Origin of the sequence: Secundilactobacillus collinoides DSM 20515 = JCM 1123 (assembly GCF_001435975.1) — a bacterium.
Lineage (GTDB): Bacteria > Bacillota > Bacilli > Lactobacillales > Lactobacillaceae > Secundilactobacillus > Secundilactobacillus collinoides.
In genome coordinates this window covers 13666-29972 of sequence record NZ_AYYR01000129.1, presented here as the reverse complement: position 1 = coordinate 29972, position 16307 = coordinate 13666, and the positions used below count along the sequence as shown (strand labels likewise).

Annotated in this window: 15 protein-coding genes; 11 read left to right on the top strand and 4 right to left on the bottom strand. The window is 47.5% G+C overall.

Annotated elements, in window-relative coordinates; translation table 11 throughout:
• The first annotated feature begins 158 nt into the window (after window positions 1–158).
• The 4 genes from nhaC to FC82_RS15975 all read left to right on the top strand — a co-directional run bounded on the left by nhaC (window position 159) and on the right by FC82_RS15975 (window position 4562).
• Window positions 159–1556, top strand: coding sequence for a Na+/H+ antiporter NhaC (nhaC, locus tag FC82_RS15990; RefSeq protein WP_056997487.1), 1398 nt, complete (start codon window positions 159–161; stop codon window positions 1554–1556).
• A 536-nt stretch (window positions 1557–2092) separates the two neighbouring features.
• Window positions 2093–2332 (top strand): lipoyl domain-containing protein, encoded by a 240-nt coding sequence (locus tag FC82_RS15985; RefSeq protein WP_054761058.1) that lies wholly within the window; start codon window positions 2093–2095, stop codon window positions 2330–2332.
• A 353-nt stretch (window positions 2333–2685) separates the two neighbouring features.
• On the top strand, window positions 2686–3579 hold the full coding sequence (gene lipA / locus FC82_RS15980) for a lipoyl synthase (protein WP_054762524.1): 894 nt from the start codon (window positions 2686–2688) through the stop codon (window positions 3577–3579).
• Entirely contained in the window at window positions 3576–4562 is a 987-nt protein-coding gene (locus FC82_RS15975) for a lipoate--protein ligase (protein WP_054762526.1), read from the top strand. Before lipA ends, FC82_RS15975 begins: the two co-directional genes overlap by 4 nt.
• Window positions 4563–4660: 98 nt before the next feature.
• Here FC82_RS15975 and FC82_RS15970 read toward each other — a convergent pair whose 3' ends face one another.
• The gene (locus FC82_RS15970; protein ID WP_054762527.1) at window positions 4661–5128 is read right to left on the bottom strand and encodes a hypothetical protein; all 468 of its coding nucleotides are present in this window, start codon (window positions 5126–5128) and stop codon (window positions 4661–4663) included.
• Window positions 5129–5855: 727 nt separating this feature from the next.
• Here FC82_RS15970 and sufC point away from each other — a divergent pair.
• Genes sufC through sufB form a run of 5 tightly spaced genes read left to right on the top strand, consistent with a single transcriptional unit; the run spans window position 5856 to window position 11052 of the window.
• Window positions 5856–6650 (top strand): Fe-S cluster assembly ATPase SufC, encoded by a 795-nt coding sequence (gene sufC, locus FC82_RS15965; protein WP_056997486.1) that lies wholly within the window; start codon window positions 5856–5858, stop codon window positions 6648–6650.
• 11 nt (window positions 6651–6661) lie between these two features.
• Window positions 6662–7966: a Fe-S cluster assembly protein SufD gene (gene sufD, locus FC82_RS15960; protein ID WP_056997485.1), complete on the top strand. Its 1305-nt coding sequence runs from the start codon at window positions 6662–6664 to the stop codon at window positions 7964–7966.
• Window positions 7947–9191, top strand: coding sequence for a cysteine desulfurase (locus FC82_RS15955; RefSeq protein ID WP_054762529.1), 1245 nt, complete (start codon window positions 7947–7949; stop codon window positions 9189–9191). Before sufD ends, FC82_RS15955 begins: the two co-directional genes overlap by 20 nt.
• Entirely contained in the window at window positions 9172–9642 is a 471-nt protein-coding gene (gene sufU / locus FC82_RS15950) for a Fe-S cluster assembly sulfur transfer protein SufU (protein ID WP_054762531.1), read from the top strand. Before FC82_RS15955 ends, sufU begins: the two co-directional genes overlap by 20 nt.
• A gap of 3 nt (window positions 9643–9645) precedes the next feature.
• On the top strand, window positions 9646–11052 hold the full coding sequence (sufB, locus tag FC82_RS15945; RefSeq protein ID WP_056997484.1) for a Fe-S cluster assembly protein SufB: 1407 nt from the start codon (window positions 9646–9648) through the stop codon (window positions 11050–11052).
• A gap of 855 nt (window positions 11053–11907) precedes the next feature.
• Here the strand turns inward: sufB and FC82_RS15940 are convergent.
• A complete protein-coding gene (locus FC82_RS15940) occupies window positions 11908–12360 on the bottom strand; it encodes a flavodoxin (protein ID WP_328585551.1) in 453 nt (150 codons plus the stop codon).
• A 193-nt stretch (window positions 12361–12553) separates the two neighbouring features.
• Between FC82_RS15940 and FC82_RS15935 the strand changes: the two genes are divergently transcribed.
• Entirely contained in the window at window positions 12554–12889 is a 336-nt protein-coding gene (locus tag FC82_RS15935; RefSeq protein WP_054762535.1) for a metal-sulfur cluster assembly factor, read from the top strand.
• 21 nt (window positions 12890–12910) lie between these two features.
• Entirely contained in the window at window positions 12911–13816 is a 906-nt protein-coding gene (locus tag FC82_RS15930) for a helix-turn-helix domain-containing protein (RefSeq protein ID WP_056997482.1), read from the top strand.
• A 517-nt stretch (window positions 13817–14333) separates the two neighbouring features.
• On the opposite strand, the gene FC82_RS15925 is transcribed toward FC82_RS15930, so the two are convergent.
• Window positions 14334–14987 carry a response regulator gene (locus tag FC82_RS15925; protein ID WP_054762537.1) on the bottom strand — a complete coding sequence of 218 codons (654 nt, stop codon included), beginning with the start codon at window positions 14985–14987 and terminating at the stop codon, window positions 14334–14336.
• A 205-nt stretch (window positions 14988–15192) separates the two neighbouring features.
• Window positions 15193–16221 carry a sensor histidine kinase gene (locus tag FC82_RS15920; protein WP_056997481.1) on the bottom strand — a complete coding sequence of 343 codons (1029 nt, stop codon included), beginning with the start codon at window positions 16219–16221 and terminating at the stop codon, window positions 15193–15195.
• Between the last annotated feature and the right edge of the window lie 86 nt (window positions 16222–16307).

Here is a 16307-nt window from a genome sequence, read left to right as displayed (position 1 = left end):
ATAATCAAAAAAGCAACACAATTCTTAGCAGCACAGCCAGAAAGCCAGCACACATTTCAACGGTTTTACCAGCGACAAAAGGCTGTTCAGCAAACGTTACAACATCACGCAGAAATCGAAACTCAACAAAGCAAACGACAGAAAAGGGGACATACAAGATGAAAGAAGCACCAAGAGTAAAGTTCGGCGAGGCTATCATGGTATTGCTGATGATGCTGGTCATTATGGGCGTCGGAGTGATTGGGTTTGGTATTAGCCCACAGATTCCAGTTTTACTAGTTATTGCGTTGGTCATGTTATGGGCGCGAATCAAACACTTTTCATGGGAGGAAATCCACAAGGGTATTACCGAAGGGGTTACGACTGGAATTGTACCGCTGTTTATCTTCATTTTGATTGGGGTGCTGATCAGTGTTTGGATTGCGGCCGGTATTATTCCATCATTGATGGTGGCCGGTTTTAAGATGCTGAGTGTGCAGTGGTTTGTGCCATCGGTATTTCTGGTTTGCGCTTTGATTGGTACGTCAATTGGGAGCGCCTTTACCACGATTTCAACGGTGGGAATCGCCCTGTTCGGTATGGGCACAACGATGAACCTGAATCCGGCACTGGTGGCCGGTGCAATCATCTCCGGTGCCATTTTCGGCGATAAGACGTCGCCGTTATCCGATTCAACTAACTTGGCCTCAGCCATTGCGGATGCCGACCTGTTTAAGCATATTAAGAACTTGATGTGGTCCACGATTCCGGCATTTTTGGTCTCATTGGTACTGTACGCGTTTCTCGGGCACAATACGTCGAGCGATACGCTGACCAAGGTGTCAACAACGGTAAACGTGCTCAACAGTCACTTCATGATCACGTGGTGGGCAGCGTTACCGATTTTGGCCATGTTTATCTGTGCCTTCTTGAAAATTCCGGCGATTGCGACGTTGATGATCAATATAGGCATCGGGGTGGTCATGATTTTCATTCACGACCCAGCCATGTTCGTTCAGAAGCTGGTGACGATGATGGAGAGCGGCTATGTCGCGCATACGGGTAACCAGTCTGTGGATACGCTGCTGAGCCGTGGCGGGATCACCTCGATGATGTCGACGGTCTCGCTGATTATTATGACGCTGTCACTGGGCGGCCTGTTAATGAAGTTTGATTTGATTCAGATTGCTATGGACCCGTTGGTGAAACGACTGAAAAGTGATGGCAGCTTGGTCACAGCCGGCGTCTTCGGCGGTATCGCCGTCAATTTATTCGTTGGGGAACAGTACTTATCGACCATTTTGCCGGGGAAAGCCTTCAAGGAGCCGTTCAACAAGCACGGGTTGGATAACTTGGCGCTGAGCCGGGTGTTGGAAGATGGCGGAACCGTCATCAACTACTTGGTGCCGTGGGGAGTGGCTAGTTCCTTTGCGGCTGGGACGTTAGGCGTGCCAACGCTAGCCTTTCTGCCATTCTGTTTCTTTAGTTTGTTGTCACCTGTGTTCTCAATTTTAAGCGGGTTTACAGGAATCGGTTTGAAACGATTACCACAGCAACCCGTAACAGAAGAAAGTTAACCTATAAAAAAGGACAGACCATTGCGCCTGTCCTTTTTTTATGGAATATGAATATTTTAAATGAGTCATCGAAACTGATGGCTGGACGAAAATAATGGCCAAGACGTTCTGACCATCGGCCTAGTGAAATGATACAGGCTAATCGTTACTATTAGTAATTATTTAAATAACAATGGCAACATTTTGCAATGCAGAAAACGCTTACTTTTGAGCAAAAGCCCTCGGTCAGGATAGGCTTTTAAACGTTGTATAAGTTAATTATAGTAAACATAATTTATTGATGATACGAGTAAGAAACTAAGCTTCAAAAAAAGCCTTATATAATAATAGAATACCATTTTAAAAGAATATTCATACATAAAATAATGCAAACACCCTATTTAAAATACTTATTTTTAGAATTGCTGATATCGTGCACAAACGTTGATATAAAAACGTTTCTAAGGGTTTTTCCTAATTCTGAATGCAGGCCACTCGAAAGCGCTTTTTTCGTGCTATATTGAGTTTGTAAACAAAACCAGTTAGGAGCGATTCATATGCTAAAAGAAGTTCACATGCCAAAATTAAGTCCCAAGTCAGATGATTATTTCTTCGGCAAATGGTTGAAGAACGTCGGCGACGAAGTTAAGGAAGGCGACGTTTTGTTTGAAGTGGAAACCGAAAAAGCCGTCAGCCAAGTTGAAAGCCAGGAAGCCGGCGTTTTGAAGGAACAGAACGTTGCTACGGGTGATGAGACAAAGGTTGATGATTTGGTGGCAACTATAGAAACAAAGTAGAGTGCGGAGCGAGGCGCTTAGAGGGCGGAGCGTAAGGCACCTGGCCCAAAAAGTCCGGGCCTGACTTTTTGGGCCAGGTGCCTTACGCAGGAGCCCTCTGCCTCGCGGAGCACGTTTCGGCAAGGTTGCCAGGAAAAGTCCGGGCCTGACTTTTGGGGCCAGGTGCCTTATGCAGGAGCCCTCTGCCTCGCGGAGCACGTTTCGGCAAGGTTGCCAGGAAAAATCAACAAAACAGCCAACCAAATGACCACAAACTAATAAAAAACATCCTACTAAAAAACATCAATAACAGAATTTAAAACAACCCAAAACAGAGACGGCCCAACACCATCTCAGAAAGCAGAGTGACAAACATGGCAAAACACGAACACGCAAAAGTTGCAGTTGCCGCTACCAAGCCAACTTGGTTAAAGGTGACCTATGATCAAAAGAAAGTCGACAAGATGGAGGACATGCTGAAAGGCATGAAACTCAACACTGTCTGTGCCGAAGCAAACTGCCCCAACTTAGGGGAATGTTTCGGGAGCGGGACCGCGTCATTTATTATCCTTGGCCCTAACTGTACCCGGGCCTGTCGGTTCTGCGACATTCCTCACGGCAATCCGCAAGAAGTTGATTTATTCGAACCATTGCGGGTCGCCCAAGCAACCAAGAAATTGGAACTCAGTCACGTGGTGGTTACCAGTGTTGACCGGGACGACTTGCCTGATCTAGGTGCCGACCAATTTGTGCGCACCATCAATGCCATTCGCGAACTGAACCCAGATACAACGATTGAAGTGCTGACCCCTGATTTCCAAGGTCGGACAGATTGCTTGGACAAGGTTATCGCGGCCAAGCCTGACGTGTTTAACCACAACATGGAAACGGTGCGTTCAATTACACCTAAGGTCCGGAACCGGGCCACATACGACTGCTCACTTGGCGTCTTGAAGTACGTCAAGGAACACGCGCCTAAGGAAACCTACGTCAAGACCGGGATCATGCTTGGTTTAGGCGAAAAAGACGAAGAAGTTTACCAATTGATGGACGATCTGCGTGCCGTGGATGTTGACTTCTTGACCATTGGCCAGTACGTCCAACCAGGTCCAAAGAACTACCGGTTGCGTGAATGGGTCCCAATGGAACGGTATCAAAAGTATTATAAGGAAGCGATGAGCCGCGGCTTCAAGTTCGTTGCCAGCTCACCATTGGTACGGAGTTCATACAAAGCTAAGGAAGAGTTGGAGGCCGTTTATAACAAATGATCTATCTGCCAGTGACGTCGCGAGATGTGTATCATAACTTCGCACTGGAGTATGACCTGATGACCCATAATCGGTTCACGGAGCCGGTGTTCATGCTGTGGACGACGACGCCAACGGTGATGCTTGGCAAGTACCAGGATGCGTTTTCGGAGCTGAATCTAAACGAAGTAGACGCGCACGGTCTCACGGTGGTCCGCCGGTATTCGGGTGGCGGTACCATCTATACGGATGAAGGCGGGTGCCAGTTTACCCTGATCATGCCGGATCAAGCCAACGATTTGGACTTCTCAGAAGGCTTGGCGCTCATTCAAAAAGCGCTGGTTGCTGTGGGAATCCACGCCTCCACTGATAGCCGCAATGATTTAGTCGTTGACGGCCTCAAGGTATCCGGGAGTGCCCAGTATGAGGAACCCGGCTATAAGCTGCACCATGGCAGTTTACTATTTGATTCCGATATGGCCGCCATGGCCAGCGTCCTTCGGGTCGACCCGGTTAAACAAAAGGCTAAGCACATTCATTCAGTTCACCAGCGGACGATCAATCTTAAGGTACAAAAACCGGAATGGACCGCTGACCAATTTCGCCAAGGCATCATTGAGGCCGTTGTGACGGCTAATCACTGTCGTACGGTGACCCTGACAGCTGAGGATGAAACGCGAATCGATGCTATTGCCAAAGCACGGTTTGCGGATCCCGCCGTGATTTACGGGAACCGGCAAACGTTTCAAACGACCCATAAGCGCTACATCAAGGGTGGCGGGCTCGTTCAGATTGATTACAGTTTGGCGGACGACCATTTATCGGCGGTGAAACTTTCAGGGGACTTCTTTAGCAACCTGGATGCCGTCCAGTTCGATAGAGCGTTGCTGGGTCAGCCATATCAACGTGGCACGGTGACCCAGACGATTGCCAAACAGCTGACCCGTACACCGATTTTAGGCATCGATGCTGAGCAGCTCAGTGCGGTATTATTTGAAGAGTAAGAGATAGGTATCGCTGCAGTCATGCGGTGATACCTTTTTCTATGGACGCAAAAAACGGCCCGGCTGTGGGTCGCTTTTTGTGTTCATTGCCATTTGGATTAATCGGGATAGTCGCCCTTGATCTTAAAGAACGACCCGCGAATCGTTCCTGCGAGTTTGGAGCGCTGGCGGGCAAATTTGAACTTGCCTTCAAAGACATCCGGAATCGCCATGCCGTCAGAGAGCTTGAAGCCAACGGCCCATTTGCCACCATCTGCTAAAGTGTAGAGCACGTTGATTGATAACCCATTCTCGTAGAAAACGTAGGTCCAGCGCACCCCGTCAACAACAAAATCCGAAACTTCCAGCGGTTTGTACGGCAGCACCATGTCACGTTCCTGAAGAATCGTGTTGACCCGGTCAAGCAATTCAGGATGGTCACCAGCAGGCTCAGTGACGTATTCATGTTGATACTTGTTCCAAAAATAACGCGCTTCATTCGCTCGAAGCCCAGCGAGGGCATCAACAACTGGAGAGGATTCTAAACCAGTCGTTTCCACAGTTTTAAAATTAACTTTATAGCTCATCGAGATTGCTCCTTAACGGATGCGAACTAACCGCATCCTTAAATTTAAGATATGAAATCGCCTTATTATACTGCTGAAAGAACTGAGCGGTTAGAATAATCGGTATTAATAGTAAAAACTTGCCAAAATTGGCAATGTTAATTTAGCGTTGACGCCACTTCAAATTTGATTATGTACGAAATATTTGTTTTACCGTGCAGTGCTGACGACAAATGCTGAGAAATCACTTGTATTAAGGATGACAGGCGGTCGAGTGTGACTTCTCTACAAACGCGTTTCAGCTGCATTTTGATATTTTAGAAGTGTTGGCAATTGGCTCAAAGTGAGCGGCATTGCAGAATGAACCTGAAATCAAAATCTGCGCCAAATTACCGCCAATCATTGCGTATAAAAGACACAAAAAATTGCAGGAATATTGACGGAATACCGTTATGACAGTTATTCCAAGGAATAATGGAATACCCAAAGGAAGGAATTCACTAATCATAGGGGAAAACGCAATGATAGCGCTATTTCAGAGATAGGGGAAATGCCTAATTCTTTTTGAACTGCCAGCAGACTATAATTTATTTATGTAAAGAATAAAGCCCGTTTAATCGCCTTTAATGTCGTATTCTAACAGGGATTATGAGAAAATTATGATTCTTGGGAATATTTAATTGGGCTTGATAATGTTCGTTAAAAGAGTAATTTAAAGATAATCACTTTCAGTGGAGGATGATAGATAATGGCTACTTTGGAAATTAAAGATTTACATGTTGAAGTTGAAGACGAAGAGAAACAAACGAAACGTGAAATTTTAACGGGTGTGAACCTGTCGATGAAGACCGGCGAAATTCATGCCATCATGGGCCCCAACGGGACTGGGAAATCAACCCTGTCGCAAACGATTATGGGCCAGCCAGCCTATCACGTCACGAAAGGCGATATTCTGTTAAACGGTGAAAGCATCATTAAAATGCCCGTTGACGAACGTGCCCGAAAAGGCCTGTTCCTCGGGATGCAATACCCCGCTGAAATCCAGGGGGTCACTAACGCTGAATTCTTACGGGCTGCAATGAACGCTCGCCGGCCACAAGATAACCAGATCTCCGTTATGGCCTTCTTGAAGGAACTCGATAAGAACTTGGAATTGTTGGATATGAGCCAAGAGATGACGGAACGTTACCTCAACGAAGGTTTTTCTGGCGGTGAAAAGAAACGGAACGAAATTTTACAACTACTGATGATCAAGCCATCTTTCGCACTACTTGATGAAATTGATTCAGGACTTGATATCGATGCCCTCAAAGTCGTTTCAAAAGGGGTCAATTCCCTGCGCGGCGACGACTTTGGCTCACTGATCATTACCCACTATCAACGCCTGTTAAATTACATTGTGCCTGACGTTGTACACGTCATGATGGGCGGCAGAATTGTCAAAACCGGTGATGCTGACCTGGCTCAGAAACTGGAAGACGAAGGGTACGCTGGTTTGCGTGACGAACTTGGCCTGGACGTTAACCTCGTTGACGAAGACTAAGGAGGCCCATTATGACAGAAGCAGTTCAAAACTATGAAACACTCAAAACCGATGTGGCGAGTGCAGCAAAGGCCCACAACGAACCGCAGTGGCTCGTTGACCACCGGGTGGCCGCTATCGATGACCTCGTTGACCTTGGCTTTCCCAACATGCAACGATTCCAGTACAGCGACTGGACACTGACACCAACCGACGAACCGCTAGAATTCAAGGATTCTGACAAGTCGTTAGCAGATAGTGTGCCGTTCGCTGATGACCGGATCCAATTTGTGCAAGCCGGCCAAACAACCGTTGCGGTGAACTTACCCGACGATTTAAAACAGCAAGGGGTTATCTTGACCGACCTCTTTACGGCGCTGCACGACCACGCCGAACTCGTTGAAAAATACCTGTTCCGCGAAATTAAACTCGGCGAAGACCGGTTAACCAGTTACCACGCCGCCTACCTGAATTCGGGACTTTTCCTGTATGTGCCGAAGGGCGTTGTGATCGACAAACCGATTGAAGCTTACCTGATTCAGGACAGCACCCGCAAGCAGCCCATGGTTTCCCACGTGTTGATCGTGGCAGACAACGATTCAAAGTTCTCCTATATTCAACACATGGCAACGGTTGGTGACGTCGCTAACGCCGCCAGCGCTGCCGTTGAAATGGTTGCCAAGCCAAACAGTGAAGTCCATTTTTCATCCCTTGATGAACTGGGCGAAAACACCACGTCATATCTGAAGCGTCGGGCCAACATTGGCGATAACGCAACCGTTGACTGGGCCATTGGCTTGATGAATGACGGAAAAACGGTTGGCGACTTCGACTCCGAATTGATCGGTAAGAGTTCTAAAGCCGATTCCAAAGTCATTGCGGTGACTTCCGGCGAACAACGGGAAGGTATTAACAACCGGGTCACGAACCATGGGAAGCGCTCAACTGGGTTTATCCTCCAACGGGGCGTGCTTTTAAAGAAGTCTGAACTAGTCTTTAACGGAATCGGCGACATCATTCACGGTGCTTCCGGCGCTAACGCTGAGCAGGAAAACCGGGTGCTGATGATGTCCAACGAAGCCCACGGGGACGCTAACCCGATCCTCTTAATTGATGAAAACGATGTGTTGGCCGGCCACGCTGCCAGTGTGGGTCAGGTCGACCAGGAACAAATGTACTACTTGATGAGCCGCGGAATCGCAAGACCAACCGCACAACGGATGGTCATTCGCGGATTCTTAAGCGCCGTTATCGGTGCCGTGCCGCTCCCAGAAGTGCGTCAACAAATGATCGATATTCTCGAAAGGAAGCTTGAAGATGGCCAACAACTTGAGTAAGTACGCGTCAGATTTTCCAGTGTTAAATCAAAAGGTAAACGATGAACGGCTCGTCTATTTAGACAACGCCGCCACCGCTCAGCGTCCCAATCAGGTTGTTGAGTCGTTAGTTCATTTCTATCAAAACGATAACGCCAACGTGCTTCGTGGTGTCCATACCCTGGCAGAACGTGCCACCGCTGAATACGAAGAAGCCCGGCGGAAGATACAACATTTTATCAACGCACCGGAACCAGAAGAAATCATTTACACTAAGGGCTGTACTGACGGGTTAAACCTCGTGGCCAGCACCTATGGTGAAGCCAATGTGAAGGCCGGCGACGAGATCGTCATTTCCATCATGGAACACCATAGTAACTTGATCCCTTGGCAGCAATTGGCCATTAAGAAGCACGCAACCTTGAAGTACATTCACCTCAAAGACGATGGCGAACTCGATTTGGAAGAAGCTAAAACGCTGATTACTGACAAGACCAAGATCGTTGCCGTGGCTCATGCCAGCAACGTGCTCGGCACTATCAGTCCCATTAAGGAACTGGCCGCCATTGCCCACCAGCACGGCGCAGTCTTTGTCGGTGACGGTGCCCAATCCGTACCGCACATGGCCATTGACGTGCAGGACCTCGACGTTGATTTCTACGCTTTCTCCGGCCATAAGATGATGGGGCCGACTGGGATCGGTATTTTATACGGCAAGCGCGAACTGCTTGAAGCAATGCCACCCTACCAGTACGGTGGTGAAATGATTGGCTTCGTCCACCAGTTTGAAAGTACCTGGGCCGAACTGCCTTACAAGTTTGAAGCCGGGACACAAAACATTGCTGGCGCAATCGGTTTAGGGACAGCCGTTGACTACCTCGAAAATATCGGGATGGATAACGTGCAGGCTCACGAACAGGAACTGGTCAACTACCTGTTGCCGAAACTTGAAGCGCTGGACGGTGTGACCGTTTATGGACCACAAGATCCTGCTAAACACACGGGCGTTATCGCGTTTAACCTTGATAACCTGCACCCCCACGACGTTGCGACTGCCTTAGATATGGAAGGCATCGCCGTTCGGGCCGGTCACCACTGTGCCCAACCTTTAATGGCCTACTTAGGACTGACCGCCACTGCCCGTGCCAGCCTGTATATTTACAACACCGAGGCAGATGCTGACAAGTTACTCAGTGCAATTCAGGAAACAAAGGAGTTCTTTAATCATGGGACTGTCAAAGCTTAATAGTCTGTATCGCGAGGTCATCCTGGATCACTCGGATCACCCGCACAATAAGCATTTACTCGATCACGCGGATAAGACCATTACCCTGAAAAACCCGACTTGCGGCGACGTGATCAACTTGGAAATTGAACTAACTGATGATGATAAAATTAAAAACATCGGCTTCACCGGCGAAGGCTGCACGATCAGCCAGTCTTCCGCCAGTATGATGACCGATGCCGTTAAGGGAAAGTCAAAGGAAGACGCCCTGCACATGGCCAAAACGTTTTCTGATATGGTCATTGGCAAGAAACACTCCCAGGAAGATCTGGATCAACTTGAGGATGCTGCGATTCTGTCTTCCATCATGAGTTTCCCTGCGCGAATCAAGTGTGCCACACTGTCATGGTGGGCTCTGCAACGGGCTTTACTTGGCGAAGAGGGCACCCAGACAACGGAGAAGGAGGATTAACGAATGAGCGAAATACCTGATAGTGTTAAAAACGACCAAGATTACGAATACGGGTTCCACGATGACGTGAAACCAGAATTTACAACGGGGCGTGGTCTGACCGAAGACATCGTTCGTGAAATTTCTGCCGAGAAGAAGGAACCACAGTGGATGCTGGACTACCGGTTAAACGCCTACAAGATCTACAAGGAAATGCCATACCCGTCATACGGGCCTGACTTGACTAAACTGGATCTGAAAAACATGCGTTACTACCAAAAAATGACCGATAAAAAGTACCGTGACTGGAACGATGTGCCCGATGATATCAAAAAGACCTTCGACCGGTTAGGGGTGCCGGAAGCTGAACGAAAGTATTTAGCTGGCTCCTCAGCACAATACGAGTCCGAAGTGGTTTACCACAACATGAAGGATGATTTTGACAAGCTGGGTATCATTTTCACCGATACGGATACCGCGTTGCGTGAATACCCAGAGTTATTCAAGAAGTGGTTCGGTAAACTGGTTAAGCCATTCGACAACAAGTTCGCTGCGTTGAACGGTGCCGTCTGGTCAGGCGGGTCATTCATTTACGTGCCTAAGGGTGTTCAAACAAAGACGCCAATTCAATCATACTTCCGGTTGAACTCAGAAAACTCAGGCCAGTTCGAACGGACCCTGATCATCGTTGATGAGGGCGCTCGCGTGGACTACGTTGAAGGTTGTACCGCACCAAACTACTCGTCAGATAGTTTGCACGCTGCGGTTGTTGAAGTGAACGTGGAGCGTGACGCATACTGCCGTTACACCACGATTCAAAACTGGTCGGATAACGTGTACAGTCTGGAAACCAAGCGGGCAGCCGCTGAAGAAAACGCCACGATGGAATGGGTCGACGGGAACCTCGGTTCAAAAGTCACCATGAAGTATCCAAGCGTTTATCTAAACGGCCGCGGCGCCCACGGCACAATGTTGTCGATTGCCGTCGCAAGTAACGGAATCCACCAAGATTCCGGTGCGCGGATGATCCACAACGCGCCAAACACCTCGAGTTCCATCGTATCAAAGTCAATCGCCAAAACGGGTGGGTCGACTGATTACCGTGGGACGGTGCGTTTTACGGACAAGTCGGACGGCTCAAAGGCCCACGTGGAGTGTGACACGATCATCATGGATGACCAGTCATCGTCAGACACGATTCCGTATAACGAAATCTACAACGGCAATGTGGCGATGGAACATGAGGCCAGAGTCTCAAAAATTTCAGAGGAACAACTCTACTACTTGATGAGCCGTGGCATTTCAGAAGCAAAAGCAACCGAAATGATCATCATGGGCTTCGTGGAACCATTTACCAAGCAGTTACCGATGGAATATGCGGTTGAGTTGAACCGGCTGATTAGTTTTGAGATGGAGGGGTCTATAGGCTAGAGTGCGGAGCAAGGCGTTTTGAGGGCGGAGCGTAAGTAACTTTCGGCATAAAATCCCGGTTTTGGATTTTGTGCCGGAAGTTGCTTACGCAGGAGCCCTCAGCCTTGCGGAGCACGTTTCAGCAATGTAAAAGCACCGCACGTCGCAAGGACAACTCAGGCAATCAAAAGCACAATCCCGGTTTTGGATTTTGTGCCGGAAGTTGCTTACGCAGGAGCCCTCAGCCTTGCGGAGCACGTTTCGGCAATGTAAAAGCACCGCACGTCGCAAGGACAACTCAGGCAATCAGAAGCACAATCCCGTGGATTTTGTGCCGGAAGTTGCTTACGCAGGAGCCCACAGCTTTTTGAAGCACGTTTCAGCTCAAGAACATTCGAACGCCAACCCAAAGGGGCTTAGCCGCAAATGTCCAACAGCAAGAAACGCGACCTCATTCGCAACGTAACTTAGCTTAGCAATACGTTGCAATACCCCAAATGTTTCAAATTAAATAAGCCACAATAAAAATCCTGTCTCACCGACAAACTGGTGAACAGGATTTTTAATTTTTCCAACATTTGTCACCCTCGATAATTAATCCCTACAAACGTTTGAAGGACGCTTGTGCGCACCGTTAAAACAATACCCAGAATTAACGAAAAATGTGTACCTGAGTGAATTCCTGGCCGCAAATTGAAGGTGGGTCATTAAAACGCTATTCACGTAGCAACAGCCATTTTTAGCAGTATTTTGGAGCAGCTTACGTGCTGTTGTTGGTACTATAATTCCATAATGCAACAAAACAGTGTGCATACAAAAAGGACCAGTCAAGAAATCAACCAGTCCCTTATTTCCCATTTAGGAATAATAGTCACATTACGCTGCGTTACTTGCTTTCAACAATGCGTCAGTAAAAGCATCTAAGTGCTTCTTATCCTCATCATCGGCCTGTAAATTAATAAACAGCGGTTCGGCTCCGCGAGTGGCGCCGGTACCGGCAATTTGCTTATCAAAATAGGTGACAGCTTTGCAGTAGTCATCGCCGTAGAAGGTATCGCCGGACCCGGTAACACCGAAGACTTTACCAGTGAGGTCAAGGTCTTGGATATCCTCGTAGAAGTCCATCCCTTCATCAGGAAGTTCACCTTCGCCGTCGGTATAAGGCACGATAACGATTAGGTCGTCGTCTTCCAGATCCTCGGCATCGGCCTGTGAGATTTCAGTTAGTTCAGGGTCGAGACCCTTATCTTTCAGCTGTTGAACAACGATTTCAGCGACTTCTTCGTTGTTTCCAGTAAGTGACGCGTAAATGACGGATGCATTCATCAATATCAACACCTTTCAGTATAAAAGTATATCATTTTTATGTTTTTTGCTTAATAAGGGAAATGACTAATTCCACTAGGAATATTTTCGTGGCATAATTAGGGTATTGAAAGAATATTTTTTAACTTGAAGACGATTCTGAAGGAATTGTCGGCTGAACCGAAAATTGAATTGAAAAATAACGGAGGGGTACAACATGGCAGACGAAGAATTAGGTAAGGATTTTTCACCCATTGAAAATAATGTCCTGACAGCACTTGAGGATGTGATCGATCCTGAACTTGGTATCGACATGGTCAATCTCGGTTTGATTTACGACATTAATGTGGACGATAACGGCAGTTGTGTGGTGACCATGACCCTGACAACCATGGGCTGTCCGCTGGGCGATTTGTTAAATGAGCAGATTACTCAAGCTGTTGTCTCTGTTGAAGGCGTGAAGGCTTGTGATATCAACCTTGTCTGGGAACCAGCATGGGATATGGATCGGCTGAGCCGGTTCGCAAAGGTCGCCCTGGGCATTCACGGATAATGATAGGAATGGATGATTAAGATGAACATAAAGAAATTTGTTGACCGCAGGAAAGAATTGCGGATTTCACAGGTCAAAATGTGTGAGGGTATCTGCACGCAGTCAACGTTAAGCAAGTTTGAATCCAGCGGCCGGGTGCCGTCGTTGGTGATACTGACGCAACTATGTACCCGAATTGGGCTGACCATTGATGACCTGAACTCGGATGAAATTTCGTCGACCAATCAGATTCAAAAACAGCTGGACACGGCGGAACGCCAACTCGCAATGGGTGACTACCAAACGGTGTTGCAGACGATTTCGGCCATTGATGAAGAACAGATCAGCCCAATCCCGCTGCGGATTCAATTTTATTACCTGCGCGGGATGCTGAATGCTCTGATCAACCGAGCGCCAGAGGTCGTTTTATATGATTTTTCTCAAATTTTAAACGATTTGGATGAACGCCATGATACTATCTTTTCTCAGTTGGCGTACGTGGGATCCGGCCTGACCTATATCCGAAAACAACAGTTTGAGCGGGCACAATTTTATTTCTGCAAAGTGAACGACTTTATCAAAACACAACTCGAAAAGCCCCAATCGGACGATGACCCGCGGCGCGATGATTTACGCCTGTTGACACTGATTTTTTACACGGCTTACTACTACGCCCTGCAGGATCAGTTAAAAACGAGCGACGAATTGATTGATACGGGGATGAATCTCTGTTCCATCAAACACGTGACATACTATTTGCCACGGCTGAAATTTCTGGCAGCGGAAAACGCCATTCGCGAGAAGAAGGAAAAGGACCACGTTGAGGGTCTGATGATAGAAGCGCGCGTTTTCGCTCATCTGAATAAGAATCAGATTATTACCGTCAAACTGGCGGCATTACGGAATCGGTATGCGAAGGGCTTGGATTTGAAAGATTTATTGCCATAGGTCCTTGCAAAGACGCTGCATCTATCCAAGGAATAGAATATTCTCGTTATCTAATTTACACGTGCAACAAACGGTAGATTTTCAACTATATAAGCGTCTCTAGTTACAAATCCAAGTTGGAATTTTTACTAGGGACGCTTGTATTTTGGTACAGAATCGCTTTTTTCTGCTTTTTCTGTGATCGGTAAAATTTTTTCATGTGGCTTTCTAGGCCACCAAGTGGAAACGAGTTACACAAACCAAAGACTTGCACAGAAACGGACTATTTTACAAAATCCAAATTCGGGATTTTATAAAATAGTCCGCTTCTGCTCCAGTCTTTAACCGGTTTGTTCCACTTTGTTTCCTATGATTAGTTAATTTTTCAGTTTTCAGGACTATTTCTAGGCCACCTAGTCGAAACGAGTTCCAGGAAGCAGAGACCGGCCACGAAAGCGCAGTTAGTGAGAAATCCAAGCCCAGGATTTCACACTAACCGCACTTTCGTTCTGGTCTCTAACCGCTTCCTTCCACTCTCTTAAATATCAATCAAATGATGATGCACCGCATACCTAATAAGATCCGCTCTGGAATGCAGTTTTAGTTTATGCATAATACTAGCTTTGTGCGCCTCGACCGTTTTCGTTGAGATAAACAATTCGGCAGCAATCTCCTTATTGGAATAGCCCAGCGTCACTAGCGGCAAGACATCGCGTTCCCGTTTTGAGAGGGCGTTATAGCTTTTTAGCGAGACGTTAACGTCGCCGGAATTGATCTGTTCCAAGTCAGTTTTTGAAATCTTGATATTCTTATCAATGTAAGTGTCACCATTTGACAATGCCGTCAGTGCGTGCAGCAACTCGTCATCAGAGGAGCTCTTGAGCACGTAGGACATGGCGCCGTTGTGGATCGCCTGATTGATGTATTCTTGCTCTTCATGCATGGACAGAATCAGAATGCGCACGTTCGGAAACTGGTCGTGGATCCGCTGGGTAGTAATCAGCCCGGATTCACCAGGCGGCATACTGAGGTCCATCACCAGGATGTCAATGTCGCCGCGTTCAACGCGCAGGTAAGTATCGGTACCGTTGGCAGCCTGGTCGACCACTTTAAAGTTCGGCTGTTCGCCAATCAGTGACGATAACCCATACCGCACAACGGCGTGGTCGTCGGCAATCAAAACGTTGTACATGCTGATTCCTCCTAATTTGATTTGTGGTGCGTGGTTTGCTGGTTCTTGGTTATTTGTGTTTGCTGACCATTCGTTTTTCTGTAAAAACGGTTCGATAGTTAGAGATTAAGGCAGTGGTGGTTGACAACCTAGTACGCTGTAGTCTTGAATCCAGAGGCTAAGTCAACTGCTACCTAAATCTTCAAAATCCCTCCAGGAACTCAAACTAATCCAGTGCCACCGGAAACTTGACGGTGACCATGGTGCCGTTGCCTGGTTCGGACTTGATGCTAAAGGTACCATTGAGGGCTTTAACGCGTTCGTTCATGTTCATGAGGCCCATGGAACGTCCGTTGAATTCTTGGTGTTCGGGAACTGTGAAACCCTTGCCGTCGTCCATGACTTCGAGGGTGACGAAGTGGTTATGGGAAACGAGCAAGAGGTCGATTTCATGCGGTTCGGCGTGTTTTAACGCGTTGTGAATGGCCTCTTGGGCGATGCGGTAAAGCACGTTTTGTGTTTCGGGACTAAGGACATCAGTTTTTGCGCTGCCGCTGACAGAAATGGTAATGCCGGTGGCTTCCTCTGAACGTTCTGCAAGGACACGCAGAGCCGGAATGAGGCCAAAATTATCGAGAACGGATGGCCGAATATCCAGTGCCATGCCTTTGACTTCGGCTAGAGTATCGTTAAGTTGTTTTTCAATACCTGCGGTGAGTTCCTCAGCTTCCGTTTGGGAGAGGTGGTCTTTGGCTAAGCGCCGAACGCCCATAATGGCGGAATACATACTCTGCGCAATACTATCGTGAAGATCCTCCGAAATTGTTTTGCGTTCCTTTTCCTGCGCCTCAGAGACATACCGGGACAATTCACGTTGTTCGGCCATTTGATCCATCCGGTCAATCGTGCCGCGGCTTTTCAGCGTTAACGAAAACACCTTTGTGGGGACATCGATCACATGGTAGATCAAAAAATAGTTGAGCGGATGGCGTTTGTCATTAGCGAGAGTGATGGGAATGGAAATTTCGTGCATCAGGTTGCGGATCGAACAACTGAAACAGTCATCGGTGGGCGCAAATTTTTGCTTAACGGCAGCGTCAGCGACCTGAACCAAATAGTTGGGCGCAAAATGCAGCTCTTCCTGAAGGTCCTTGGCCAATTTGTTGCTGACGAGTAACGTGTCATCCTGGAAGAGGTAGATGGCATCGCTTGCTTCATCAAAATAGTTTTCAATCCAATTTTGGGTAGTTGGCATGCCACCATCTCCAATCTTTACGAACCATATCGGTCATGATTTGTCGCATCTTGACAATGAAAAAAGGTGGACAAAACCGATATTTC

Coding starts and splice junctions, on each gene's coding strand:
- FC82_RS15975 (WP_054762526.1), top strand. CDS start 3,576: ATGATCTATCTGCCAGTGACGTCGCGAGATGTGTATCATAACTTCGCA.
- FC82_RS15935 (WP_054762535.1), top strand. CDS start 12,554: ATGGCAGACGAAGAATTAGGTAAGGATTTTTCACCCATTGAAAATAAT.
- sufB (WP_056997484.1), top strand. CDS start 9,646: ATGAGCGAAATACCTGATAGTGTTAAAAACGACCAAGATTACGAATAC.
- FC82_RS15970 (WP_054762527.1), bottom strand. CDS start 5,128: ATGAGCTATAAAGTTAATTTTAAAACTGTGGAAACGACTGGTTTAGAA.
- FC82_RS15925 (WP_054762537.1), bottom strand. CDS start 14,987: ATGTACAACGTTTTGATTGCCGACGACCACGCCGTTGTGCGGTATGGG.
- sufU (WP_054762531.1), top strand. CDS start 9,172: ATGGGACTGTCAAAGCTTAATAGTCTGTATCGCGAGGTCATCCTGGAT.
- sufC (WP_056997486.1), top strand. CDS start 5,856: ATGGCTACTTTGGAAATTAAAGATTTACATGTTGAAGTTGAAGACGAA.
- FC82_RS15955 (WP_054762529.1), top strand. CDS start 7,947: ATGGCCAACAACTTGAGTAAGTACGCGTCAGATTTTCCAGTGTTAAAT.
- nhaC (WP_056997487.1), top strand. CDS start 159: ATGAAAGAAGCACCAAGAGTAAAGTTCGGCGAGGCTATCATGGTATTG.
- FC82_RS15930 (WP_056997482.1), top strand. CDS start 12,911: ATGAACATAAAGAAATTTGTTGACCGCAGGAAAGAATTGCGGATTTCA.
- lipA (WP_054762524.1), top strand. CDS start 2,686: ATGGCAAAACACGAACACGCAAAAGTTGCAGTTGCCGCTACCAAGCCA.
- FC82_RS15920 (WP_056997481.1), bottom strand. CDS start 16,221: ATGCCAACTACCCAAAATTGGATTGAAAACTATTTTGATGAAGCAAGC.
- FC82_RS15985 (WP_054761058.1), top strand. CDS start 2,093: ATGCTAAAAGAAGTTCACATGCCAAAATTAAGTCCCAAGTCAGATGAT.
- sufD (WP_056997485.1), top strand. CDS start 6,662: ATGACAGAAGCAGTTCAAAACTATGAAACACTCAAAACCGATGTGGCG.